The 23,882-nt window shown below is 71.1% G+C and carries 21 protein-coding genes; 9 read left to right on the top strand and 12 right to left on the bottom strand.

Going from position 1 to position 23,882, the window contains the following annotated elements; genetic code table 11:
- Positions 1–22 precede the first annotated feature (22 nt).
- On the top strand, positions 23–1,231 hold the full coding sequence (locus tag ACI2K4_RS08380; RefSeq protein ID WP_404509737.1) for a DUF349 domain-containing protein: 1,209 nt from the start codon (positions 23–25) through the stop codon (positions 1,229–1,231).
- Positions 1,232–1,617: 386 nt separating this feature from the next.
- On the top strand, positions 1,618–2,997 hold the full coding sequence (locus ACI2K4_RS08375) for a cellulose binding domain-containing protein (protein ID WP_404509735.1): 1,380 nt from the start codon (positions 1,618–1,620) through the stop codon (positions 2,995–2,997).
- Positions 2,998–3,052: 55 nt separating this feature from the next.
- Here ACI2K4_RS08375 and miaB read toward each other — a convergent pair whose 3' ends face one another.
- A complete protein-coding gene (gene miaB / locus ACI2K4_RS08370; RefSeq protein ID WP_404509733.1) occupies positions 3,053–4,546 on the bottom strand; it encodes a tRNA (N6-isopentenyl adenosine(37)-C2)-methylthiotransferase MiaB in 1,494 nt (497 codons plus the stop codon).
- Between the two features lie 306 nt (positions 4,547–4,852).
- Between miaB and ACI2K4_RS08365 the strand changes: the two genes are divergently transcribed.
- On the top strand, positions 4,853–5,128 hold the full coding sequence (locus ACI2K4_RS08365; protein WP_404509732.1) for a DUF2277 family protein: 276 nt from the start codon (positions 4,853–4,855) through the stop codon (positions 5,126–5,128).
- A 98-nt stretch (positions 5,129–5,226) separates the two neighbouring features.
- Here the strand turns inward: ACI2K4_RS08365 and ACI2K4_RS08360 are convergent, their stop codons facing one another.
- Positions 5,227–5,709 carry a hypothetical protein gene (locus tag ACI2K4_RS08360; RefSeq protein ID WP_404509731.1) on the bottom strand — a complete coding sequence of 161 codons (483 nt, stop codon included), beginning with the start codon at positions 5,707–5,709 and terminating at the stop codon, positions 5,227–5,229.
- Positions 5,710–6,313: 604 nt separating this feature from the next.
- Here ACI2K4_RS08360 and ACI2K4_RS08355 point away from each other — a divergent pair.
- From ACI2K4_RS08355 to ACI2K4_RS08340, 4 genes are read left to right on the top strand one after another with little or no spacing between them, the layout of a single operon-like run.
- The gene (locus tag ACI2K4_RS08355; RefSeq protein WP_404509730.1) at positions 6,314–7,066 is read left to right on the top strand and encodes an amino acid ABC transporter ATP-binding protein; all 753 of its coding nucleotides are present in this window, start codon (positions 6,314–6,316) and stop codon (positions 7,064–7,066) included.
- A 58-nt stretch (positions 7,067–7,124) separates the two neighbouring features.
- The gene (locus ACI2K4_RS08350; protein ID WP_404509729.1) at positions 7,125–8,006 is read left to right on the top strand and encodes a glutamate ABC transporter substrate-binding protein; all 882 of its coding nucleotides are present in this window, start codon (positions 7,125–7,127) and stop codon (positions 8,004–8,006) included.
- 47 nt (positions 8,007–8,053) lie between these two features.
- Positions 8,054–8,764 (top strand): amino acid ABC transporter permease, encoded by a 711-nt coding sequence (locus tag ACI2K4_RS08345; RefSeq protein WP_404509728.1) that lies wholly within the window; start codon positions 8,054–8,056, stop codon positions 8,762–8,764.
- Positions 8,765–8,810: 46 nt separating this feature from the next.
- Positions 8,811–9,770: an amino acid ABC transporter permease gene (locus ACI2K4_RS08340; protein WP_404509727.1), complete on the top strand. Its 960-nt coding sequence runs from the start codon at positions 8,811–8,813 to the stop codon at positions 9,768–9,770.
- Between the two features lie 232 nt (positions 9,771–10,002).
- Here the strand turns inward: ACI2K4_RS08340 and rny are convergent, their stop codons facing one another.
- The 7 genes from rny to ACI2K4_RS08305 form a co-directional block, all read right to left on the bottom strand.
- Positions 10,003–11,778: a ribonuclease Y gene (gene rny / locus ACI2K4_RS08335; RefSeq protein WP_404509726.1), complete on the bottom strand. Its 1,776-nt coding sequence runs from the start codon at positions 11,776–11,778 to the stop codon at positions 10,003–10,005.
- Between the two features lie 510 nt (positions 11,779–12,288).
- Positions 12,289–12,999 (bottom strand): 3-keto-5-aminohexanoate cleavage protein, encoded by a 711-nt coding sequence (locus ACI2K4_RS08330; RefSeq protein WP_404509725.1) that lies wholly within the window; start codon positions 12,997–12,999, stop codon positions 12,289–12,291.
- 49 nt (positions 13,000–13,048) lie between these two features.
- On the bottom strand, positions 13,049–13,813 hold the full coding sequence (locus tag ACI2K4_RS08325) for a regulatory protein RecX (RefSeq protein WP_404510301.1): 765 nt from the start codon (positions 13,811–13,813) through the stop codon (positions 13,049–13,051).
- A 278-nt stretch (positions 13,814–14,091) separates the two neighbouring features.
- Positions 14,092–15,138 (bottom strand): recombinase RecA, encoded by a 1,047-nt coding sequence (gene recA, locus ACI2K4_RS08320; protein WP_404509724.1) that lies wholly within the window; start codon positions 15,136–15,138, stop codon positions 14,092–14,094.
- Positions 15,139–15,320: 182 nt separating this feature from the next.
- A complete protein-coding gene (locus ACI2K4_RS08315) occupies positions 15,321–15,521 on the bottom strand; it encodes a DUF3046 domain-containing protein (RefSeq protein ID WP_404509723.1) in 201 nt (66 codons plus the stop codon).
- 335 nt (positions 15,522–15,856) lie between these two features.
- The gene (locus ACI2K4_RS08310; protein WP_404509722.1) at positions 15,857–16,552 is read right to left on the bottom strand and encodes a UdgX family uracil-DNA binding protein; all 696 of its coding nucleotides are present in this window, start codon (positions 16,550–16,552) and stop codon (positions 15,857–15,859) included.
- Positions 16,553–16,645: 93 nt separating this feature from the next.
- On the bottom strand, positions 16,646–17,986 hold the full coding sequence (locus ACI2K4_RS08305) for an aminotransferase class I/II-fold pyridoxal phosphate-dependent enzyme (protein ID WP_404509721.1): 1,341 nt from the start codon (positions 17,984–17,986) through the stop codon (positions 16,646–16,648).
- 316 nt (positions 17,987–18,302) lie between these two features.
- On the opposite strand from ACI2K4_RS08305, the gene ACI2K4_RS08300 reads away from it, so the two are divergent.
- Both ACI2K4_RS08300 and leuE read left to right on the top strand, forming a co-directional pair.
- Entirely contained in the window at positions 18,303–19,499 is a 1,197-nt protein-coding gene (locus ACI2K4_RS08300; protein ID WP_404510300.1) for a bifunctional pyridoxamine 5'-phosphate oxidase family protein/GNAT family N-acetyltransferase, read from the top strand.
- Positions 19,499–20,170, top strand: coding sequence for a leucine efflux protein LeuE (leuE, locus tag ACI2K4_RS08295; RefSeq protein WP_404509720.1), 672 nt, complete (start codon positions 19,499–19,501; stop codon positions 20,168–20,170). Before ACI2K4_RS08300 ends, leuE begins: the two co-directional genes overlap by 1 nt.
- A 38-nt stretch (positions 20,171–20,208) precedes the next feature.
- On the opposite strand, the gene ACI2K4_RS08290 is transcribed toward leuE, so the two are convergent.
- The 3 genes from ACI2K4_RS08290 to ACI2K4_RS08280 form a co-directional block, all read right to left on the bottom strand.
- On the bottom strand, positions 20,209–21,099 hold the full coding sequence (locus tag ACI2K4_RS08290; RefSeq protein WP_404509719.1) for a sporulation protein: 891 nt from the start codon (positions 21,097–21,099) through the stop codon (positions 20,209–20,211).
- A 210-nt stretch (positions 21,100–21,309) separates the two neighbouring features.
- Positions 21,310–22,374 (bottom strand): hemolysin family protein, encoded by a 1,065-nt coding sequence (locus ACI2K4_RS08285; protein WP_404509718.1) that lies wholly within the window; start codon positions 22,372–22,374, stop codon positions 21,310–21,312.
- The gene (locus ACI2K4_RS08280) at positions 22,371–23,744 is read right to left on the bottom strand and encodes a hemolysin family protein (protein WP_404509717.1); all 1,374 of its coding nucleotides are present in this window, start codon (positions 23,742–23,744) and stop codon (positions 22,371–22,373) included. Before ACI2K4_RS08280 ends, ACI2K4_RS08285 begins: the two co-directional genes overlap by 4 nt.
- Between the last annotated feature and the right edge of the window lie 138 nt (positions 23,745–23,882).

The raw sequence follows: 23,882 nt of genomic DNA, 5'->3' as shown, positions 1-23,882 counted from the left end.
CCGGGAGAACGAGGATGGGCACATGAGCGACTGGACGGCCTTCGGACGGGTGGACGCGGACGGCACGGTCTACGTCAAGACGGCCGAGGGCGAGCGGGTGGTCGGTTCCTGGCAGGCCGGGGCGCCGGAGGAGGGGTTGGCGCACTTTGCCCGCCGCTTCGCCGACCTGGTCACGGAGGTGGACCTGATCGAGGCGCGGCTCAACTCCGGCGCCGCTGACGCGGCACACTCGCTGGCGAGCGTACGGCGACTACGCGGCACGCTGGCGGAGGCGCACGTCGTCGGCGACATCGACGCGCTCGCCGCCCGGCTGGAGAAGCTGGCCGGAGTGGCGGACGAGAAGGCCGGCGAGGCGAGGGCGGCCCGCGAGACGGCCCGGACGGAGGCGTTGGCCCGCAAGACCGCCCTGGTGGAGGAGGCGGAGAAGCTGGCCGCCGAGTCGACCGGCTGGAAGACCGCCGGTGACCGACTCAAGGAGATCCTCGACGAGTGGAAGACCATTCGCGGGGTCGACAAGAAGACCGACGGTGAACTGTGGAAGCGGTTCGCCGCCGCGCGGGACGGCTTCACCCGCCGCCGGGGCGCCCACTTCGCCACTCTGGACGCCCAGCGCAAGCAGGCGCAGGGGGCGAAGGAGGAGCTGGTGGCGGAGGCCGAGTCGTTGGCCGAGTCGACCGACTGGGCGGCGACGGCCAACCGGCTCAAGGACCTGATGACGCAGTGGAAGGCCGCGCCTCGTGCCTCGAAGGAGGCCGAGCAGAAGCTGTGGGACCGGTTCCGGGCCGCGCAGGATGCCTTCTTCTCGCGTCGCAGCGAGGTCTTCTCCGCCCGGGACAACGAGCAGCGCGGCAACCTCGACCGCAAGCAGGCGCTGTTGGCCGAGGCCGAGGCGATCGACGTGGATGCCGACCCCCGGGCCGCGCAGGCCAAGCTGCGTGAGATCCAGGGCCAGTGGCACGACGCCGGTCGGGTGCCCCGTGAGGCGGCCGCCGGTCTGGACCGTCGGATGCGGGTGGTGGACGACAAGGTACGTCAGGCGATGGACTCGGCCTGGCGGCGTACCGAGCCGTCGGCGAACCCGTTGCTGGTCCAGATGCGCGACCAGGTGGCCGAGGCGGAGCAGCGGCTGGCCCGGGCACAGGCGTCCGGTGACGCGAAGCGGATCCGCGAGGCCGAGTCCGCACTCGCCGCCAAGCGGCAGTTCCTTCAGCTCGCGGAGCAGGCGAGCTGACCGTTCCACGCAAGGATCACGGCCGAGCGGGCAGTTCGGCACGGTGGTGAGAGCCGAGCGGGCAGTTCGGCGCCAAGGCTGGGAAGGGGCTCCTCCGGTTGCGACGACCGGAGGAGCCCCTTCGACGTGCGGGGGGTGAGTGAGCCCTTCCGGCTACCGGGTAGGCGGGACCTTTACATCGATTCAAATCCATGGTTGCATCAGGAAAGCGCTTGCCTCGGGCAAACGAGCGCGGGAGCCACAGTCTTCGACCACCCCGGTTCGATCCGTACGGCAGCGAGCCGCACGATGTCGATCCGGCGGACCACCGGGCCGCTTGGGCACGGCCACGGAGGTGATCCGCCGTACGACGCCGCTCGCCTGCTGGTGGAAAAAGGAGAGCGACCATGCTCGCACGACGGCGCCGGATGGCGCTGTTCAGCACCACCGCCGTAGCCACCCTCACCCTCGCCGCGACCGGAATCGTCACCGCCGTCAACGCCCACGCCGCCGCCGGCTGCCAGGTCAGCTACTCGGTCGGCAGCCAGTGGCCCGGCGGCTTCAGCGGCAACGTCAACGTCACCAACCTCGGCGACCCGATCTCCGGTTGGACCCTGCGCTGGTCGTACTCGGCCGGGCAGCAGGTCACCCAGGCGTGGAACGCGACCGTGACCCAGAGCGGCGCCCAGGTCAGCGCGGCCAACGTCGGCTACAACGCCAACCTGGCCACCAACGCCACCGTCTCGATCGGCTTCAACGGCACCTGGAACAACTCCAGCAACCCGGCGCCGACCAGCTTCAGCCTGAACAACGTCGCCTGCACCGGCAGTGTCGCGCCAACCACCCCGGGCGGCAATCCGACCACCCGGCCACCGACCACGCCACCGACCACCCGCCCGCCGACCACCGGGCCGACGTTGCCGCCGCAGACCGGGTTGGTCGGCTGGGCGACCCAGAACGGTGGCACCTCCGGCGGCGGCAACGCCTCACCGGTCACCGTCACCGACTCCGGCGCCCTGACCAGCGCCCTCGGCTCCACCAGCGCGGCCGTCATCCGGGTCTCCGGCACCATCTCCTGCTCCGGCATGCTCCGGGTCCGGTCCAACAAGACCATCCTCGGCACCGGCTCCAACGCCACCATCAACGGCTGCGGATTCAACATCAACGGCGACCGCAACGTCATCATCCGCAACCTCAACTTCCGCGGCTGGGACGACGACGCCATCAACGTCCAAGAATCAGCCACCAACATCTGGATCGACCACAACAGCTTCACCGACGGCTACGACGGCGCCGTCGACGTCAAACGCGGCTCCGACTTCGTCACCATCTCCTGGAACCGCGTCTACGGCCACGACAAATCCATGCTCCTCGGCCACAGCGACGACAACGCCAGCCAAGACACCGGCCACCTACGCGTCAGCTACCACCACAACTGGTTCGACGGCTCCGGCCAACGCCACCCCCGCGTCCGCTTCGGCAACCCCGTCCACGTCTACAACAACTACTACAACAACATCAGCGGCTACGGCGTCGCCTCCACCGAAGGCGCCGGAGTCCTCGTCGAAGGCAACTACTTCGAAAACACCGACGACCCCTACCACCTCGGCGAAGGCGACTCAGGACCCGGAACCCTCGTCGCCCGCAACAACCACTTCGTCAACTCCGGCACCGGACAAACCGGCGGCAGCGTCGCCAGCATCCCCTACAACTACCAACTCGACACCGCCAGCAACGTCAAATCCATCGTGACCGCCGGCGCCGGCACCGGCCGAATCGGCCTCTAACCCGTTAGGAAGGGCCCCTTCCTATACCGAAAACGATAAGAAGGGGCCCTTCCTTTCAGCGGTCGCAGGCGGTGGCGGCGGCGGGGGCCAGCGGTGGTACGCCGACGGTGGGCAGGCCGAGGGTGACGGCCGAGGTACGCGGGACACGTCCCGCCTCGTACGCGTCGCCGGCCCTGGTCCTCCGGTGGCCCAGCGGCGCCCCGTCCGCGTTCAGGTGGTGCGGCGCGGCGTACGTGATCACGGTGTGCACGATGTCGCCGGGCCGGATCGAGGCGGCGTCGGGGCCGGCGTCGAAGTGCACCAGCCGACCGTCCCGGGCCCGACCGGACATCCGTCCGGTGCGCTCGTCCTTACGGCCCTCACCGACCGCCACCAGCACCTCGACCTGCTCACCGACCAGCTTCTTGTTCTCCGACCAGGTGCCTTCCTCGACCGCCGCGATCAGCCGCTCGTACCGCTCCTGCACGACCTGCTTCGGTAGCTGGCCGTCCATGGTCGCGGCCGGGGTGCCCGGACGCTTGGAGTACTGGAAGGTGAAGGCCGACGAGAACCGTGCCTCACGGACCACGTCCAGGGTGCGCTCGAAGTCGGCGTCGGTCTCACCGGGAAAGCCCACGATGATGTCGGTGGTGATCGCCGCGTCCGGCATCGCCGCCCGTACCTTCTCGATGATGCCGAGGTAGCGGTCGGACCGGTACGACCGGCGCATCGCCCGGAGTACGTCGTCCGAGCCCGACTGCAACGGCATGTGCAGCGAGTGGCAGACGTTCGGCGTCTCGGCCATCGCCGCGATCACGTCGTCGGTGAAGTCCTTCGGGTGCGGGCTGGTGAACCGGACCCGCTCCAGCCCCTCGATCTCGCCGGTGGCGCGCAGCAGCTTGCCGAAGGCGAGCCGGTCGCCGAACTCGACACCGTACGAGTTCACGTTCTGGCCGAGCAGGGTCACCTCGAGCACCCCCTCGGCGACCAGGGCGCGCACCTCGGCCAGCACGTCGCCGGGGCGGCGGTCCTTCTCCTTGCCGCGCAGTGAGGGCACGATGCAGAAGGTGCAGGTGTTGTTGCAGCCGACCGAGATCGACACCCAGCCGGCGTAGGTCGACTCACGTCGGGTCGGCAGGGTCGACGGGAAGACGTCGAGGGATTCGAGGATCTCCACCTCGGCGCTGGAGTTGTGCCGGGCCCGTTCCAGCAACACCGGCAGCGAGCCGATGTTGTGGGTGCCGAAGACGACGTCGACCCAGGGCGCCTTGCGGACGATCTCGCCCCGGTCCTTCTGCGCCAGGCAGCCGCCGACCGCGATCTGCATGCCCGGGTGCTTGTCCTTGACCGGGCGGAGATGACCGAGGTTGCCGTAGAGCCGGTTGTCGGCGTTCTCGCGTACGGCACAGGTGTTGAAGACCATGACGTCCGGATCGTCCACCTCGGCGGCGCGTACGTAACCCGCCTGCTCCAGCAGTCCGGAGATCCGCTCCGAGTCGTGCACGTTCATCTGGCAGCCGTACGTCACGACCTTGTAGCTCTTCGACACCGTCGTGCGCCCCTCTCCCACGGCCACCAAGCGTAGCCGTCTGCTTCGCCCTACCCGGGCCGGGTGTGGGCCGCCCCGTACGTCGCCGCCCCGGAGACCGTCCCGTCGGGTCGTACGGTAGTTGGGCCGGGCGCGGGGGGCGGCGCCCGGCCGGCGTCGGTGGCAGAGTAGGCACGTCAGCGAAGGTCCCCGCGCGGCGCCCGCCCGCAGGCCGCTCGGTAGCCGAGCCGGACCGAGCCAGGATCGGCGGAGCCGGACCGAGCCGGAATTGGGGAGCCGGACCGGCCGGGGATCGCCGAGCCGGACCGGCCGGGATTGGGAGGAAACATGTGCCGGAGCATCAAGACCCTGCGTGAGCCGTACGCCGAAGAGGTGACGCCGGCCGACATCGAGGCCGCCGCCCTGCAGTACGTACGCAAGATCTCCGGCTTCCGTACCCCCGCCGCCCACAACGCCGAGGCGTTCCAGGCGGCGGTTGCCGCCGTGACGGAGGCGACCAGGGTCCTACTGGACCAGTTGGTGGTGCGCGGCGCCGGCCCCGCTCGGGAGTCCACCGCCACCGCGAGCCCCTCCGCCGCCCGCACCACCCCGACCCCCGGCTGACCCTCTTCGGCTCGCCGGGGCCCGGGTGGGTCAGGTCCTCCCCGGCTCGCCGGGGCCGGGTGGGTCAGGTCCTCCCCGGCTCGCCGGGGCCGGGTGGGTCAGGCGGCGGCGAGGGCCGGGACGACGGAGTCCGGCGCCCACTGCGACTGCTGGCACTGGGACCAGGCGCGGCACCGGGGACTGTGCGTGCTGCACAGGCGGAGGCCGCTGAGGACCTCCCCCTCGTCCTCCTCGCGCACGTCCAGGTGCACCGGACGGATGGTGCCGTCCGAGCCGACAAGCAGATGTCGTCCGGGATCGAGGGTGTCGTCCACGAAGAGGCACTGCCGGCCGAGCCGCCGCGCGAACGCCGCGATCACCGTCGCCTCCGGCAGACCCTCGGGGATGCCGTAGCAGTCCAGCGAGGTGGGAAAGTCGCCGGGCCGGTGCCAGACGTCGCACACCACCGCGTCGAGCGGCAACCGGGCCGGATCGGCCTGGTCCATCGGCACCACCGCCAGGCCGAGTACGTCGACCAGGGCGGTACGGACTTCCGCGGTGGTCACGCGGTCGTCGATCTTCCAGTTCCACAGCTCGGTCACGCCGCCTCCTCGCTGTGCGCAGCCATGGCCGCAGCAACGGCCCCTACTGACGATGGTGACCGGCAGCCGACGCCACATGGGGCTAAGTTACCGGTCTGTGACCATATCTGCCGAAATCCGCCTAACCAACTACCTTCCGTAATCGAGTGGTGACACTCTACCGCTCCGGATGTGCACGCGCACTCACTTAGCGTATTCCAGGTACGACAGTAGGTTTGCCGACACTCGCCACCCCTCGACCCCCCGGAGCCGGTGCGGCGAGCCGGGCCACACCCGGGGTGCGATCCCTCCCGTACGCCGGGCCGGTCCACCGACAGCGCTGAGCGAGGGAAAGCTCACGCTCGGCGGGATGACCGCCACCGGGGCCCGCCCGCTCCCGCGATCGCCTCCGATACCGATCGGGCCGGGTGTTCGCGCAGGTCAGGATGGGTGACAAGGCCGCCAACAAAGATCCTTTCGCGCCGTACGGGTCCGCGAACGACACCCTGCGCGTTACCGCCCCGTGACCAGATCGTTTGCGTCGCCGCACGTCAGGTCCCCTACAGTTGCGTAACCAAAGCAGACTGGGGCCCACAGTGGGGCCACAGACCAGACAGGTGGGGGCATGACCGCGTCGACCGACCAACCGCTCATCAAGCTTGACGGGGTCAACAAATGGTTCGGCCCACTCCACGTGCTGCACGACGTGAACCTCTCGGTCAGTCGCGGCGAGGTGGTCGTCGTGATCGGACCGTCGGGCTCCGGCAAGTCGACGCTCTGTCGCGCGATCAACCGACTGGAGCCGATCAACTCGGGCACCATCGTCTTCGACGGGGAGCCGCTGCCAGCCGAGGGCAAGGCCCTGGCCCGGCTTCGGAGCGAGGTCGGGATGGTGTTCCAGTCGTTCAACCTCTTCGCGCACAAGACGATCCTGCAGAACGTCACGCTCGGACCACTCAAGGTGCGTAAGGAAAAGCCGACCGCCGCGCGGGAACGCGCCCTGGCCCTGTTGGACCGGGTGGGCATCGCCAACCAGGCGGACAAGTACCCGGCCCAGCTCTCCGGTGGACAGCAGCAGCGGGTCGCGATCGCACGCGCCCTGGCGATGCAGCCCAAGGCGATGCTCTTCGACGAACCGACCAGCGCGCTGGACCCCGAGATGGTCGGCGAGGTGCTGGACGTGATGACGTCGCTGGCCCGGGACGGGATGACCATGGTCGTGGTGACCCACGAGATGGGCTTCGCCCGGCACGCGGCGAACCGGGTCATCTTCATGGCCGACGGCCAACTCGTCGAGGACGCTCCGCCGGAGGAGTTCTTCGCCAATCCGCGCAGCGAGCGGGCCAAGGACTTCCTGTCCAAGATCTTGACGCACTAGCGCGTCCAGTGTGGAGCGCCCCGTCGGGGCGACCGCTTCGTCGAAGAAGGAGATGTAGATGCGTATCTCGCGAGTGGCCACGCTGGCCGCGGTCGCGGCGCTGTCGCTCAGCGTTGCCGCGTGTGGCGGCGACAGCGACGGCGGGTCCGGCACGGCGCCGGAGAGCAAGAGCTTCGCCGCCGGCACCACGATGGAGAAGCTGAACAAGGCCGGCAAGATCACCATCGGCACCAAGTTCGACCAGCCGGGCTTCGGCCTGAAGGGCCTGGACAACAAGCCGGCCGGCTTCGACGTGGAGATCGCCAAGATCATCGCGGAGGAACTCGGCATTCCCGAGAGCGGGGTCTCGTACGTCGAGACGCCGTCGGCCGTCCGCGAAGAGGTGCTGGAGCAGGGCAAGGCCGACATCGTGGTGGCGACGTACACGATCAACGACAAGCGCAAGGAGCGGATCGACTTCGCCGGTCCGTACTACGTCGCCGGGCAGCACATCATGGTCCGCGCGGACGACTCGAGCATCACCGGCCCGGACTCGTTCAAGGCCGGCGGCAAGAAGGTCTGCTCGGTGCAGGGCTCGACCCCCGCCACCAACATCGAGAAGTACCTCGCCGACAAGGTCTCCCAGCTCGTCGTCTTCGACGTCTACCAGAAGTGCGTCGACGCGCTCGCCAGCAAGCAGGTGGACGCGGTGACCACGGACAACGTCATCCTCACCGGCTTCATCGCCAAGAACGAGGGCAAGTACAAGCTCGCCGGTGAGAAGTTCACCGAGGAGCCGTACGGCATCGGGGTGAAGAAGGGCGACACCGCCTTCCGCGACTTCATCAACGACACCCTCGAGAAGATCTACACCGACGGCCGCTACGCGACCGCCTGGAAGGACACCGCGGGCAAGTTCGACTCGGCCGTGCCGACCGGCCCGGCCATCAACCGGTACTGAGTTCCAAGGGCTAGGAGCTGGAAGGTGACCATGAGAGAGGCGTACCCGTGAGTGTGCTCGTCGACCACTTCGACGTCTTCGCCGGAGGGCTCTGGGTCACCTTCCAGCTCTGTCTGCTCTCCGCGATCGGTGCCCTGCTGCTGGGCACCGTCGCGGCGGTCATGCGGATCGCGCCGGTGCCGCCGCTGCGCTGGATTGGCACCGCCTACGTGACGGTATTCCGCAACTGTCCGCTGACCATCGTGCTCTTCTTCTCCGCGTTCGCGCTGCCGGCGCTGGGCTCGAACGCCGACTTCCTGCGGATTCCCGGACTCAGCTCGATCTTCAGCCGGCTCGGGATCGACCTGCCGTACTTCCGGTTCGCCATCATCGCGCTGAGCCTCTACACCGGGGCCTTCGTCTGCGAGGCGATCCGCAGCGGCATCAACGCGGTGCCGACCGGCCAGGCCGAGGCGGCACGGGCGATCGGCCTGACCTTCTCGCAGAACCTGCGTCTGGTCGTGCTACCGCAGGCATGGAAGTCCGCCATCGTCCCGCTGGGCAGCGTGATCATCGCGATGATCAAGAACTCCGCGCTGGCCGGCTTCTTCGGCGTGACCGGTGACCTCTCCAACTCCGGCACGAACCTCACCAGCGCGCTCGGCGAGCCGATCATCCCGGTCTTCTTCGGCGTGAGCGTCGGCTTCCTGCTCATGACCGTACCGCTCGGCATCCTGCTGGACCGGGTCGAGCGACGCCGGGCGGTCGCCGCCCGATGAACGAGCGAAACATCCAGCGGTACGCGACGCACGGCGAGGAAGCGGCATGAATCAACAGCAGTCTGTGCTCTACGACGCACCGGGGCCCCGGGCTCGAAGGGTGACCCTGATCGGCAGCGTGATCGCGGTCGTCGGCATCGCCGCCTTCGTCTACTTCCTCGTCTATCTGCCCCTGGACGAAAAGGGCCAGTTCACGATGGAGAAGTGGGGACCGCTGGTCGACCCGGGCAACGAGCTGTTCTCGCTGGTCTGGGCCCGGCTCCGGGAGGGCTTCGTCGCCACCCTGATCGCCGCCGCGCTGGCGATCGTCGCCGCGCTGCTCTTCGGCACCGCGCTCGCCATCCTGCGGATCCAACTCAAGGCGCTGCGGGACCGGCGGTTCGTCGGGCTGAGCGCGCCGGTGGCGGTCGTGCTGCGCGCACTGAGTTGGCTGCTCAACACGATCAGCCGGTTCTTCGTCGAGATCTTCCGTGGTCTCCCGGTCGTGATCACCATCTTCTTCGTGGCGAGCGCCCTGCCCGAGCTGGGCGTGGACCTCGGTAACCTGCTCTGGTACCTGGTCATCGGCCTGACCATCTACAACGGTGTGGTGATCGGCGAGATCCTGCGCTCGGGCATGGAAGGGCTGCCCGGCGGGCAGCGCGAGGCCGCCCAGGCCGTCGGCCTCAGCTCGTTCCAGACCACCCGCATGATCCTGCTGCCGCAGGCGTTCCGGATCATGCTCCCGGCCCTGATCAGCCAGCTCGTCGTGGTCTTCAAGGACACCTCGCTCGGCTTCATCATCGGCTACGAGGAGGTGCTCCGGGTCAGCAGTTTTGTCATCCAGAACCTGGAGAACCCGATCCAGGTCTACGCCGTCGTCGGCACCATCTACATCCTGGTGAACTACCTGCTCTCCAAGGTCGCCGAGTACACCCAGCGGCGGATGGCGCGGGGCCGGCGTACCCGTGGCCTCGGTGCCGCCAAGGTCGCCCCGCCGGCCGCCGTCGCGGGCACGGCGGCCTGACCACCAACCCTCCGCCTGACCGTCGCCCGGGTCCAGCCGAACAGGCTGGCCCGGGCTTTCGGCATGTCAGGGGCTCTCCCACCCGCCGGCCGGGCCGCGCGTACGGACGTCGAGGTGGCCCGGATCCCGGGCCCGGCGGGGCCGGGGGGCCGGGGGGCCGGGGCCGGGGCCGGCGGACCAGGGCCGGGCCGGGCCGGGCCGGGCCGGGCCGGGCAGCCCGGAGCGGCCCCGCTCAGCGCGCGATCTCGGTGACCCGGGACTCGCGTACCACGGTGACCCGGATCTGACCCGGGTAGGTCAGCTCCTCCTCGATCTGCTTGGCCACGTCCCGGGCCAGCACCGCCGCGCCGATGTCGTCCACGTCGTCCGGCTTCACCATCACCCGGATCTCCCGGCCAGCCTGCATCGCGAAGACCTTCTCGACGCCCGTCTTGCCGCCCGCGATCTCCTCGATCCGTTCGAGCCGCTTGACGTACGCCTCCAGGCTCTCCCGCCGCGCCCCCGGGCGACCGCCGGAACAGGCGTCCGACGCCTGGGTCAGCACCGCCTCGATGGTTTGCGGCTGCACCTCGTTGTGGTGCGCCTCGATGGCGTGCACGACATCCTCGGACTCGCCGTACTTGCGGGCCAGGTCGGCACCGATCAGCGCGTGGCTTCCCTCCACCTCGTGGGTGAGCGCCTTGCCGATGTCGTGCAGGAAGGCACCCCGTTTGATGGTCTGCGCGTCCAGCCGCAACTCGGCCGCCATGATGCCGGCGATGTGGGCGGTCTCGACCAGGTGCTTGAGCACGTTCTGCCCGTACGACGTCCGGTAGCGCAGCCGGCCGAGCAGGGTGACCAGCTCCGGGTGGATCTCCGTGATGCCGACCTCGACCAGCGCGTCCTCGGCCGCCCGCTGACAGAGCCGCTCTACCTCGTGCCGGGCTGTCTCGAAGACCTCCTCGATCCGGTGCGGGTGGATCCGGCCGTCCAGCACCAGCTTCTCCAGGGTGAGCCGGCCGATCTCCCGGCGTACCGGGTCGAAGCAGGAGAGCAGTACGGCCTCGGGGGTGTCGTCGATGATCAGGTTGACCCCGGTGACGGATTCGAAGGCGCGGATGTTGCGCCCCTCCCGGCCGATGATCCGCCCCTTCATCTCGTCGCCCGGCAGGTGCAGCACGCTGACCACGCTCTCCGCGGTCTGCTCGCTGGCGACCCGCTGGATGGCGTCCACCACGATGTGCCGGGCCCTCTGGTCGGCGGTCTGGCGCGCGTCCGCCTCGATGTCCCGGATCAGGATCGCCGCCTCGCGCTTGGCCTGTCCCTCGATCGCCTCGACCAACTCGCCCCGGGCCGCGTCGGCGGTCAGACCGGCAACCCGTTCGAGCTCCCGGCGGCGCTGCTCCTCCGCCTCGGCCAAGGCTGTTTCCCGGGTGTTGAGGGCGCCCTCCCGGGTGGTCAGCTCGGCGGCGGCGGCGGTCAGCCTGCGCTCCCGTTCGGTGAGGCGCTCGACCTCCTCGCTGTGCAGCCGCTCCCGCTCGTCCATCCGCTGGGCCCGCCGCTCCACCTCGACGGCCTGTTCCTTGGTGGTGGCCGCGAGGGAGGCGATCTCCCGTTCGCCGCTGCGCCGCGCCGCGGCCCGCGCCTGCTCGGCGTCGGCCTCGGCCTGCCGGTGCGCCCGGTCCAGCACGGTGTCCGCCTCGACCCGGGCGGCGTCCAGCACGCGTCGGGCCTCGGCCCTCGCCGCGCTCGCCTCGGCCTTGGCGGCGGCGGCCTCGGCCCGTGCGGCGGCGGCGGCCGACTTCGCCGCGTCCACCGTCGTGTACGCCTCGTCGGCCGCCGAACGGAGCGCCGCGAGCGACTGCTCCTGACGGTCCTTCTCGGCCACGAACGCGGAATCGTCGGCGGCCGGACCGGTGCTGCCCACGCCGAGCCGGCGCAGTGCCCGGGCGCCCAGGATCAGGCCGGTGAGCACCAGCGCGGCGAGCACCGCGATCGCGACGAGAAGTCCCCACTCGAGCGCGCTCATGCCGACGCCCCACAGCGACTCAACCCGATGTCCCCGCGCCGCCCGGTCATGGCCGCCTCCCCTCACCGTTCCGGCGCCGGAGGGTCGCCCTCCTGGTCACGCGCCCTACGGCTGTCGAGACGCCCGACCGAGGCGGCTGGCCGAGGATAGGCGCCATCGACGGTGTGTTGGGATACACCGCCGAGGGCCGGAACCGTGTGCCACCGTCACCGAACCGGCCTGTCCGGTAACGGGCTATCTGGCCTCTGAACTGGCCAAAGTGATGCCGTACTGTTACGCGATCTATGTTGTGCGTTTAGCCTGCGATGGTCGGGCAGTCTCACCTGTAACGCGAGGCTAGGTCGCGAGGTGCCCATCGGTCAAGGACTCATGATCCAGCATGAGTCGGACGTACGGCACACGGATGCCTACCCGCAGCTCATGACGGGTGGGGCATACCCGGACGAGCCCGACCGTCCTAGGCCGCTCCGGCTCGCTCCGACGGTCCACGTGAGACCCGGGGCTCGGTCGTCAGCCGGCGCCCAGCGCGACCGCGACCGCCACCAGTTCGGCGTTGCCGGCGGCGACCGAACCGTCGGGCAGGGTACGGGTGTCCTCCAGCCCGATCCGGGTGGACAGGCCACGGCGGAGCGCGTCACGCAGCACCGGCCAGACCGCCGGCCCCTCGGCGTGCAACAGCACCGGCGGTCCACCCGCCGGCAGTGCACCCAGGATGCGCTCCGCGTCCGCCAGCGCGTCGACCGGATCGGGTCGCATGCACTCCACCAACACGCGCAGCACCGGGACCCGCCACCGCCGGTACGCCACGGCAGCCTCCGGTGTCCAAAGGCCGGCCTCGACCGCCACACCCCGCTCGTGCAGGGCCGTGGCCACCTGTTCGGCACCCTCCTCGTGCGCGTTCACCGAGGCGAAGTCGGGCAGCACCGTCCATGCCCGTACGGCGGCCACCCTCGCTCGCGGGTCCGGCTCGATCCAGGCACCCGTGCTGACCCCCACCGGTGTCCCGGGGGCGGCCCGACGCACCTCGGTGACGGCCTCGGCCACCCGGGCCGCGTCGAGGCTCTCCCGCTCGTCCCGGCCCCGGGGGTGCAGGTGCACCGCGCCCGCACCGGCGGTCACACACTCGGCGGCGTCGGCGGCCAGCTCCGCGGCGGTGACCGGGACGGCCGGGTGCTCGTCCCGGCGTACGCCGCCGTTGAGGCAGACCTTGAGCACGGTCACCACTCTCCCGTCTCGGTCTCGGCAGGCGCGTCCGGGCCGGTCGGCCCGCCTACTCGTCGGCGCGACCGGGCCGGTCCAGCTCCGTCTCGGCCTCGGCGAGCGCGTCCGGGTCGATGTACTCGGCGAACTCCGCCGCCTCCGCGCTCTGCGCGGCGAGCGCGTCCTTCACCGCCCGGATCGCCACCCCGGGTGGATAGCCCTTGCGGGCGAGCATGCCCACCATCCGCCGGAACACCGCCTCCGGCGTGCCTCGGGCGCTCCGCAGCTTGCGCTCGACCAGCGCCCGCGCGGTCTCCTCCTCGGCCGTCTCGTCCAACTGGCCGAGCGCCTCGGTGGCGATGTCGCGATCGACACCCCGCTGGCGCAGCTCGTTGGCGAGCGCCCGCCGGGCCAGGCCCCGCCCCTGGTGGCGACTGGTCACCCAGGCCCGGGCAAAGGCGGCGTCGTCGATGATGCCGACCTCGTCGTAGCGGTCGAGCACCTGGTGGGCGATCTCCTCGCTGATCCCCCGCTTGGTCAACGCCCCGGCCAACTCCGCCCGGGTACGCGGACGCACGGCAAGCTGCCGAAGGCAGATCTCCCGGGCCAGTTCCGCCTCGTCCCGGGGCGGAACCGGTTCGGCATCGCCCCGGCCACGGCGGCGGCCACGGGGTCGCTCGGAATCCCCGCCGGAAGCACCGGAGTCGTTCCCGGAACCGTCCCCCGGCCATCGACTGACCGACCCACCGGCAGCATCCGCCGACCGGTACGTCGACGCCGGTCTGCTCCCCTCGGGCCAGCCCTGCTGTTCCTCGGCCCACTCGCCGGAGCCCACGCCACCGGCCAGTCCGAAACCACCGGCCGGATCGAGACCACCGGCCAGTCCAAGACCACCGGCCGGATCGGGACCACCGGCCCGACCGGGACCACCGGCCGGATCGACGCCGCTCGTCGGGTCGGCGCCGTCACGGGTCAGATCGGCGCTCGCGGCACGGCCCCGCCGCGAGCGCCCTACGGTGCTGCCGCCCGGGCGGGGCGGCGCGGCATCCCAGCCACGCCCCGACCGGGCACCACGTCGTCCAGCCACGATGGGGTGAAGGATTCAGCGGCCGGTCAGAAGTCCACCGGCGGCAGCTCCGGCCCACCGGCGGCGTCGCTCGGGCTGACTCCGACGCCCAGCTTCTCCAGGATCTTCTTCTCGATCTCGGCCGCCACGTCCGGGTTCTCCTTGAGGAACTCCCGGGCCTTCTCCTTGCCCTGGCCGAGCTGGTCGCCGTCGTAGGTGTACCAGGCGCCGGACTTCCGGATGATCGACTGCTCCACGCCGACATCGATCAGCGAGCCCTCGCGGGAGATGCCCTTGCCGTACATGATGTCGAACTCGGCCTGCTTGAACGGCGCGGCGACCTTGTTCTTCACCACCTTGACCCTGGTGCGGTTACCGACCACGTCGGTGCCGTCCTTGAGGCTCTCGATCCGGCGCACGTCGAGTCGGACCGACGCGTAGAACTTGAGCGCCCGACCACCGGTGGTGGTCTCCGGGCTGCCGAACATGACGCCGATCTTCTCCCGGAGCTGGTTGATGAAGATCGCGGTGGTGCCGGTGTTGTTGAGGACACCGGTGATCTTCCGCAGTGCCTGGCTCATCAGCCGGGCCTGGAGACCGACGTGGCTGTCGCCCATCTCGCCCTCGATCTCGGCCCGGGGCACCAGCGCGGCCACCGAGTCGATCACGATGATGTCCAGCGCGCCGGAGCGGATCAGCATGTCCGCGATCTCCAGCGCCTGCTCACCGGTGTCGGGCTGGGAGACCAGCATCGCGTCGGTGTCGACCCCGAGCGCCTTGGCGTATTCCGGGTCGAGCGCGTGCTCGGCGTCGATGAAGGCGGCGATGCCGCCGGCCCGCTGCGCGTTGGCCACCGCGTGCAGCGCCACGGTGGTCTTACCGCTGCTCTCCGGGCCGTAGACCTCGATCACCCGGCCGCGCGGCAGACCGCCCACGCCGAGTGCCACGTCGAGCGCGATCGAGCCGGTCGGGATGACCGCGGTCTGGATCACCGGCCGTTCGCCGAGTCGCATCACCGAGCCCTTGCCGAACTGCTTGTCGATCTGAGCGAGAGCAAGGTCTAGTGCCTTCTCCCGGTCAGGTCCTGGCGCCATGGTTGCCACCCCTGCCTTCGCCGGCGTCTTTGCTGAACTTTTCGTCACGCGGACACGCTAGGCGCTGGGTCCGACAGAAAACAGCCGACCTGCCGTGAGCTGTGGACCAACACCCGCTGTGGACAATAGCCGAACAGGTGTACGACAGCATGCATGACACGCCGTATTGGCATAACGGCAGCTCAGCGTAGTCGAGTCGGCACTCTGTCGGGATATGCGGCGACCACCGCACGCCAGACGACCACCGTTTCCTCACCCTCCGCGAGCGCCTGCGTGACCGTTCTGCCGCCCAACTCGGACAGCACCTGATCCGCGGCGATGCTGGTCGCGTACGCCGGGCCGAACACCTGCTCCAGCCGCTCCCAGAAATCCGTCAGCCGCACCGGCCCAACCCCCTCGCGTCCCCGACCCGGTTCCACCACCGGGCCACCGCGCCACCACCGGACGCCGGTCGCCCACGCTAGCGTCACCGACGCCGCCACCGCGAACGGGCACAACGCCGGACAGTGTCGGCCACGACGCCCGAGAGCGTGGGTCACAACGACCGATGGCATGGGGCACGCCGCCCAGGGGACGTCGGCGTCACGGCGCCCTACGGTGTCGGCGTCACGGCGCCCTACGGTGTCGGCGTCACCGCTCCCGGGGGCACGGGTCACGGCGCCCTACGGTGTCGGCGTCACGGCGCTCCCGGGGGCACGGGTCACGGCGCCCGACGGCGTCAGCCCAGTGCCCGTGCGGCCACCGTCAGGTCGGCGACCAGACCGGCGTACGCGCTCTCCCGGTCGTCGGCGCGCAGCACCGCCGAGGGGTGGATGGTGGCCAGCAGCCGGGTCGGCTCGACCGGCCCGTTCGCCGTGGCCGGCGGCGGCCGGGTGAAGTCCTCCGGGCGCTGGGCGGATTCCGGCCACGGCAGCAGCACCCCACGCTCCCTGGTGACCCGGAACGCCGGCCCGAGCAGCGCCTTCGCCGCGATCGCGCCGAGCACCACGACGACCCTGGGGCGCAGCAGCGCGAACTCGGCGACCAGCCAGGGACGGCAGGCGACGATCTGCGTCTGGTCCGGCGTCTGGTGCAGCCGCCGCTTGCCCCGTACGGTGTGTCGGAAATGCTTGACAGCGTTTGTCAAGTAGAGCTGTCGCGGCTCCAGACCGACGTCCTCCACCGCCCGGCGCAGCACCCTGCCGGCCGGGCCGACGAACGGCAGCCCCTGCTGGTCCTCGACGTCACCGGGCTGCTCGCCGACCATCACCATCGGGGCGCGCACGGCACCCCGGCCGAAGACCGTCTGGGTGGTGTCCTCGTACAGGTCACAGCCCCGGCAGGAGCCGGCGGCCTCGCGCAACGCGGTCAAGCTCCGCGCGCCGGGCGGGATGAACTCCTGTGCTCCGGGAACGGCCCTGGTCTGCTGCGCCATGAACGCTGTCCTACCCGGTCTCGCCGCACCCACTCTTCAAGCGAAAGGAAGGGCCCCTTATTAACGCATAGCGTTAATAAGGGGCCCTTCCTTTCACGCGGTGAAGGGGGGTGGGGTGGGGGTAGCGGTCGCCCGGAGCAGGGCGTCGGCGAGCGGCTCGATGTCGTCGGCGGCGAGCGGGCTGACGGTGATCCGGACGGCCGGGGCGCTGCCGAGCCGGTAGAGGGCACCGGGCGCGACCGCGTACCCGGCGTCGCGGAGCCCGGTCACCGCACGGGTCTCGTCCGGCACCGGGACCCAGACGTTGATCCCGGTCTCGCCGTGGGCGGTCAGTCCCCGCCGCTCCAGCGCCGCGAGCAGCCCCTGCCGGCGGTGCCGGTAGCTCTCCCCGGCGGCGGTCACCAGCGAGCCCACCGCCGGGTCCTGCCAGAGCCGGAGAGCCAGCCGTTGCAGCAGGGTGGAGACCCAACCGGCGCCGACCCGCATCCGGCCCGCCACCCGGGCCACCGTCTCCTCGTCACCGGCGAGCACCGCCAGCCGCAGGTCCGGGCCGTAGGGCTTGCTGGCCGAGCGTACGAATGCCCAGCTCCGGGTCACCGCGCTGAGGCTGTGCAGGGGCACCCGCGCGAGTTCGGCGGCGTGGTCGTCCTCGATCAGCAGCAGGTCGGGCCGGGCACCGAGCAGTTCGCGCAGTCGCGCCGCCCGGTCGGCGGTGACGGTCGCCCCGGTCGGGTTCTGCGCCCGGCTGGTGACCACGAGGGCCCGCACACCGACGGCGAGGGCGGCGCGTACGCCGGCCGGGGTCGGGCCCTGGTCGTCGACCGGCACACCGACGGGGTGCAGCCCGAGCGCGGCGACCAGGTCGAGCAGGTTGGCCCAACCCGGGTCCTCGACCCCGACCGGGTCACCGGGACGCAGGTGCGCGGTGAGCAGTCGCTCGATGCCGTCGAGCGCGCCGAAGGTGACGGTGACCGCGTCGACCGGCACCCCGTCGGCGGCGAGCCGTCGGTGGGCCAGTCGCGCCAGTTCGGGCAGCACGCCGGCGTCGCGGTAGCCGATCGGCTCGTCGGTGGCGGCGGCGAGGGCGGCCAGGTGCAGGCCGAGTGGTGGCAGCAGCCGGTGGTCCGGTTCGCCGGTGGAGAGGTCGAGCGCACCGGCGGCGGGCGCCAGCCGCAGTGCCGAACGCGGGGCGGCGACCGGTGGCCGGTGGCGGACCCGGGTGCCGTGCCGCCCGGCTGTCTCCACCAGTCCACGTTGGCGCAACACCTGGTACGCCTTGGCCACCGTTGCCGGGCTGACCGCCAGCCGCTCGGCGAGGGCCCGGACCGGTGGCAGGGCGGCGCCCGGCGGCAACGCGCCGGTGCGTACGCCCGTTTCCACGCTGGCCGAAATCTCGGCTGCCGTACCACCTTCGGGCTGATAATGTGCTGCCACAATCGCTGGATTGTACTAGCACAATCTGGAGAGGCGCCAGATGGACACGGAACTGGACGGCGGAGAACTGGACACGGAACTGGACGGCGGAGAACTGGACACGGAACTGGACGGCGGAGAACTGGACACGGAACTGGACGGCGGAGAACTGCACGGCGAGACGCTGCCCGGCGAGGAGCCGGGGGGCGAGACACCGGGCAGCGGAGAGCTGGGCGGGGGCGAGCTGGGCGGCGGAGCGGAGGCGCTGGGCGGGCAGGGGCGCCGGGAGGCGTACCCGCGCACGGAACGGACCACCGCCAACCGTGGCCGCAACCGGATGGACTACCAGCGGGACACCGCGCACACGATCCTGGACGAGGCGTACCACTGTGCCATGGCCTTCATCGCCGACGGCGAGCCACGGGTGCTGCCCATCCTGCACGTACGCGTCGGGGAGACGGTCTACCTGCACGGTTCCACCGGCGGCCGGCCGCTGCTCGCCGCGCGGGGGCCGAACGGGCTGGCCGTCTGCCTCAGCGTGACGCTGCTCGACGGTCTGGTCTACGGCCGCTCCCAGTTCCACCACAGCGCCAACTACCGTTCGGTGATCGCGCACGGCACCGCGCACCTGGTCACCGACGAGGCCGAGAAGCGCGAAGCGATGACCGCGCTGGTGGAGAAGGTGGGTCGGGGCCGGGCGGCGGAGAGCCGGCCGCCGACTCGCAAGGAACTCGCCGAGACCGCACTGCTGGCCCTGCCGCTGCGCGAGGTCTCGGTCCGAGCCCGGACCGGACCGGTGGTCGACGAGCCCGAGGACTACGCCCTGCCGCACTGGGCCGGGGTGCTGCCACTGCGGCAGGTCGCCGGCCCACCCGAGCCGGACGCGGGGGTGACGGCACCGGTCCCCGGCTACCTCCGCCCGGCCCACTCGCCCTGGCTCACCCCGGCGACGATGGCCGGCGCGCACGTACGGCTGGAACCGCTCGACCTCGCCCACACCGACGAGTTGTACGCGGCCGGCGACGACGCCGAGGTCTGGCGCCACCTCGCGCACCCCCGCCCCGGGCACCGCGACGAGTTGGCCGCGATCGTCGCCGAGGCGCTACGCGCCCAGCACGACGGTCGGCGGGTGCCCTGGGTGCAGCGCTGCGCCCGGACCGGCGCGATCGTCGGCAGCACCTCCTACTACGAGGTGGACGAGGCCCGGCGGGCGGTCGCGATCGGACACACCTGGCTGGGCCGGGCGCACTGGCGTACCGGGATCAACACCGAGGCCAAGCTGCTCCTGCTCACCCGGGCCTTCGAGGAGTTGGGCGCGGAGCGGGTCGCCTGGCACACCGACATCCGCAACGAACGGTCGCGGCGGGCGATCGAACGGCTCGGGGCGACGCGCGAGGGGGTGCTGCGCCGCCACCGGCAGCGGCCGGACGGCTCGTGGCGGGACACCGTGCTCTACGCCATGACCGCCGACGAGTGGCCGAAGGCACAGCTCACCCTCCAGGAAATGCTTCGCCCGGCGGCGACGGCGGGGTGATGATGGCGCCCGTGCTGGGAATCACCGACATCTGGACCTATGTGCTGGGCACCGTCGCCATCGTGCTGCTGCCCGGACCGAACTCGCTCTTCGTGCTCTCCACCGCCGCCAAACGCGGGGTACGGGTCGGCTACCAGGCGGCCGCCGGGGTGTTCCTCGGCGACACCGTGCTGATGGTGCTCTCCGCCGCCGGGGTGGCGTCACTGCTCACCGCGTACCCGCCGATCTTCATGGTGATCAAGTACGGCGGTGCGGCGTACCTGGGATATGTCGGACTGGCCATGTTGTACGGAGCGTGGCGGCGCTGGCGGTCGCGTAACGACCCGCGAACGCCGCGGCTGGTCGACGCCGCGGGACCGGAGCCGGCCCGCAACCCGTTCCGCCGGGCGGCGGTGATCAGTTTGCTCAACCCGAAGGCGATCCTCTTCTTCATCTCCTTCTTCATCCAGTTCGTCGACCCGGCCTATCCCTATCCGGCCCTGTCGTTCCTGCTGCTCGGGCTGGTCGCGCAGGTCGCCAGCGTGCTCTACCTGACGGTGCTGATCCTCACCGGCACCTACCTGGCGGCCCAGTTCCGCCAGCGGCGCCGACTGGCCGCGGCGATGACCACCGGGGTCGGAGTGCTCTTCCTCGGCTTCGGCCTGAAGCTCGCCACCGCCAGCGCCGGTTGACCCACCGGGCGTCCGCGTCACGGATGCCGGCCCGTACCTCAGATGCCGCCCTCGCCGCCCGCGGTGCCGACCAGGCCCTCGCCCTCGGGCGGCAGGTCCGGCGGGCGGTTGGTGTTGACCGACTCCGGCAGCGGCGGTCCGTCCTGGGCACCGGAACGGACCGCCGCGTGCCGCGCCACCGCGTGCCGGATCCAACTGTCCACCAACTCGGCCCAGTTCAGCCGCTCGGCCCCGGCGTGCCGGACCCGGAACCGACTCAGGCTGACGTGACTCGCACCGGCGAGCGCCAGCCGCCGGTCCAGCACGAAGACCACCCGCAACTCCTGCGGGTCGGCCAGGAAGGTCAGTTCGACCTCGGAGAACGGACCGGCGTAGAGCGGCGCGGCCCAGTACCCGATCTTCTGGTGGAACGGCAGACTCTGGTCGATCCCCGGTAACCGCCCCTGTTGCAGCCCGACCTGCCGCAGGGTGAAGCCCAACTCGCCGAGGGTCGCCAGGATCCGCTCCTGGGCCGGCAGGGGATGCACGAAGACCCGGGACAGGTCGCCCCGGTCCAGGCCCGGACCGAGGGCCACCTCTGTGCGTACGTCCATCGGCAGGTTGAGCCGGGGGTGGCCGTCGACCACCGTCACCGGCAGTTCCCAGGGCATGGGTACGGCGAACCGGACCGCACGCCGCTCCCCCGGTGCCAGCACCACCGGCCCGGCCACCGGCACCCGGCCGAACTCCACGTCGAGGTAGCCGTCGCCGCCGTCGGCCGGCTCGACCCGGGTGACCAGGCCGAGCACCACGTGGTCGACCGGCACCGGGGCACTGCCGCCGCCGAGGGTGACCTGTCCGGGCAGGAGCAGCCCCGGCCGGGTGCTCGGGTTGGTCAGGACGGTACGGACCCCGAAGCCCGAATCCCCCGTCCCGTCCCCGAAGCTCACCGTCGGCCGTCCCTCCACACCGAACCCGCCCTGCCGAACCCGCCCTGCCGAACCTGGCGCAGTCCCCGTGGTCCGGCCCTGCCGATCCTGCCGCAACGGGGCCGGGCGGGGCGGCCGATTCGACCACCCCGCCCGGGAACCCGTCACGTCGCCCGGCGGCATCTCGCCCGGCGGTGTTCCGCCCGGCGGTGTTCCGCCCGGCGTTCTGCCTCAGCGCAGCCGACGGCCGCGCGGGACCGGGTCGGTCTCGTCGTCGAACTCCCCGATGACCTCCTCCAGGAGGTCCTCCAGGGCCACGAAGCCGACCGGCCGACCGACCCCGGCCCGGTCGGTGACCAGCGCGAGCTGTGCCTGACGGGCCCGCATCGCGGCCACCGCCTCGGTCACCGTGGCGGTGGCGGCGAGACTGAACACCGGGGTCATCAACTCGGCGGCGGTCGCCGGTCGACCCGCCGTGGTGGCCCGTACCGCCTCACGGACGTGCACCATGCCGGCCACCACCCCCGGTCGGTCGAGTACGGCCAGCCGGGAACGACCGCTGTCCCGGCTCACCTCCTCGATCCGGTCCGCGCTGTCGTCCCGGCGTACCGCGACGATCCGGTCGACCGGTTCCATCACGTCGGCCACCGTCGTTCCCTGCAACTCCAGCATGCTGGTCAGCAGTTGTTGCTGGTCGGCGGCGAGCAGGCCGTGCTCGGCGGACTGTTCGAGCAGCATCCGCAGCTCCTCCGGCCCGTGCACCTGGGCCAACTGGTCCTGCGGTCGCACCTTGACCAGCCGCAGGATGGCGTTGGCGAGCCCGTTCAGCGCGGTGAGGATCGGGCGGACCACCCGGGCGAAGCCCCGGAAGGGCAGCGCCAGCAGCACGGCGGAGCGCTCGGCGTCGGTGATCGCCCAGGACTTCGGCGCCATCTCGCCGACCACCAGGTGCAGGAAGGTGACCAGCAGCAGCGCGAAGAGCAGGGCGATCACGTGGCTGGGCGCCTCGGGCAGGCCGACCGCGCCCAGCACCGGGCTGACCAGGTGCTCGATCGCCGGTTCGGCCAACGCACCGAGGCCCAGCGTGCAGACGGTGATGCCGAGTTGGGCGCCGGCCAGCATCAGCCCGAGTTCGCGTACCCCGTCCAGGGCCGCCCTGGCCGCGCGGCCACCGGAGGCGGCGGCCTGTTCCAGCCGGTAACGCTTGCTCGCCACCAGGGCGAACTCGGCCGCCACGAAGAAGCCGTTCAGCGCGAGCAGCAGGATCGAGATAAGCAGTGCCCAGGTCGTACTCATGCCTTCACCTCGGGTTGCTCGGACCCGGCGCCGAGCGCGCCGACCACCGCCAGACGGACCGAATCGGCGACGTGCCGGTCGACCGCGAGGACCTCGACCAGCGCGCGGGGCTGCTGCGGGCGGCCGTTCTCCGGCTCGGGCGACAGGCTGATCTCCAGCCGGTCACCCACCTCGGGCACCCGGCCCAGCTCCCGCATCACCAGACCGGAGAGGGTGTCGTACTCCGGGGCCTCCGGCAGGGCGATGCCGGTGCTGTCGGCGACCTCGTCGATCCGCCAGCGGGCGGGCACCACCCAGGAGCCGTCCGGCTGGCGGGTCGGGGTCGGCTCGGGCGGGTCGTCCTCGTCCCGGATCGGCCCGACCAGCTCCTCGGCGATGTCCTCCAGCGTGATCACGCCGGCGAAGCCGCCGTACTCGTCGACCACGCAGGCGAGCTGACGGTGCCCGGACCGCAGCCGGTCCAGCACCGTCGGCAGCGGCAGCGTGGTGGGCACCAGCAACGGCGGTACGGCGACCTCGGCGACCGTGGTGGTGGAGCGCCGTTCCGGCGGCACCCCGAGTACGTCGGCGATGCCGGCCACGCCCACCACGTCGTCGACTCCCTCGGTCCCGCGTACGGGGAACCGGGAGTGCCCGGTGTCGAGCAGCTCGACCAGCCGGCTCACCGGTTCGTCCGCCTGCACGGTGTGCACCGCCACCCGGGGCACCATCGCCTCGGCGGCGGTGAGCTGGCGGAAGTCCAGCCCCCGGTCGAGCAGGGTGGACATGGCCACGTCGAGCTGTCCCTCCTCGCGCGACTCGGCGATGATCTGTTCCAGGTCCTCCGGGGTGGCGCCGCTGGGCAGCTCCTCGATCGGTTCGATGCCGACCCGACGCAGCAGCCGGGTGGCGGCGGCGTCGAAGAGCCGGATCGCCGGCCCGGCGATGGTCAGGTAGATCAGGGTCGACCGGCTCAGCTTGACGGCCAGCATCTCGGGCCGGGCGATGGCGAGGTTCTTCGGCGCCAGCTCACCGAGCACCATCTGCACGACGGTGGCGATGACCAGGGCCAGCGCGACGGAGAGCGGCATGCTGACGCCCTCCGGCACGCCGGTGACGCCGAACAGGTCGGCGAGTCCGTCGCCGAGGAACGGCTCGGCGACGTAACCGACGAGCAGGGCGGTCAGGGTGATGCCGAGCTGGGCACCGGAGAGCATGAACGAGAGCCGTCCGGTGACCTTCAGGGCGCGGGCCGCCGCCTGGTCGCCGTCGTCGGCGAGTTGTTTGAGTTTGCCGCGGTCGACCGCGACGTAGCCGAACTCCTGGGCGACGAAGTAACCCGTCGCGGCAGTGAGCACGATGATCAGAAGAAGGCCGATCGCGATCAACACGGAGGGCTCAGGGCTCCCCGGTTCGACGGTCGGTACGAGAAATGCCGGGTCTGTCCCGGCTGGCTACTACTGCCCTCCTGGGCAGAGGAGTCGATCATGCGGACAGTTTATCGGGGTGGGCTGGACATTCGCTCGAAC

The organism is Micromonospora sp. NPDC050397, assembly GCF_044901685.1.
Lineage (GTDB): Bacteria > Actinomycetota > Actinomycetes > Mycobacteriales > Micromonosporaceae > Micromonospora_G.
This window is presented reverse-complemented; position numbering and strand designations above follow the sequence as displayed.

Bases quoted from the DNA above. Each gene is read 5' to 3' on its own strand.
- ACI2K4_RS08380 (WP_404509737.1), top strand. From the start codon at position 23: ATGAGCGACTGGACGGCCTTCGGACGGGTGGACGCGGACGGCACGGTC.
- ACI2K4_RS08375 (WP_404509735.1), top strand. From the start codon at position 1,618: ATGCTCGCACGACGGCGCCGGATGGCGCTGTTCAGCACCACCGCCGTA.
- ACI2K4_RS08365 (WP_404509732.1), top strand. From the start codon at position 4,853: ATGTGCCGGAGCATCAAGACCCTGCGTGAGCCGTACGCCGAAGAGGTG.
- ACI2K4_RS08355 (WP_404509730.1), top strand. From the start codon at position 6,314: ATGACCGCGTCGACCGACCAACCGCTCATCAAGCTTGACGGGGTCAAC.
- ACI2K4_RS08350 (WP_404509729.1), top strand. From the start codon at position 7,125: ATGCGTATCTCGCGAGTGGCCACGCTGGCCGCGGTCGCGGCGCTGTCG.
- ACI2K4_RS08340 (WP_404509727.1), top strand. From the start codon at position 8,811: ATGAATCAACAGCAGTCTGTGCTCTACGACGCACCGGGGCCCCGGGCT.
- rny (WP_404509726.1), bottom strand. From the start codon at position 11,778: ATGAGCGCGCTCGAGTGGGGACTTCTCGTCGCGATCGCGGTGCTCGCC.
- recA (WP_404509724.1), bottom strand. From the start codon at position 15,138: ATGGCGCCAGGACCTGACCGGGAGAAGGCACTAGACCTTGCTCTCGCT.
- ACI2K4_RS08310 (WP_404509722.1), bottom strand. From the start codon at position 16,552: ATGGCGCAGCAGACCAGGGCCGTTCCCGGAGCACAGGAGTTCATCCCG.
- ACI2K4_RS08300 (WP_404510300.1), top strand. From the start codon at position 18,303: ATGGACTACCAGCGGGACACCGCGCACACGATCCTGGACGAGGCGTAC.
- leuE (WP_404509720.1), top strand. From the start codon at position 19,499: ATGATGGCGCCCGTGCTGGGAATCACCGACATCTGGACCTATGTGCTG.
- ACI2K4_RS08285 (WP_404509718.1), bottom strand. From the start codon at position 22,374: ATGAGTACGACCTGGGCACTGCTTATCTCGATCCTGCTGCTCGCGCTG.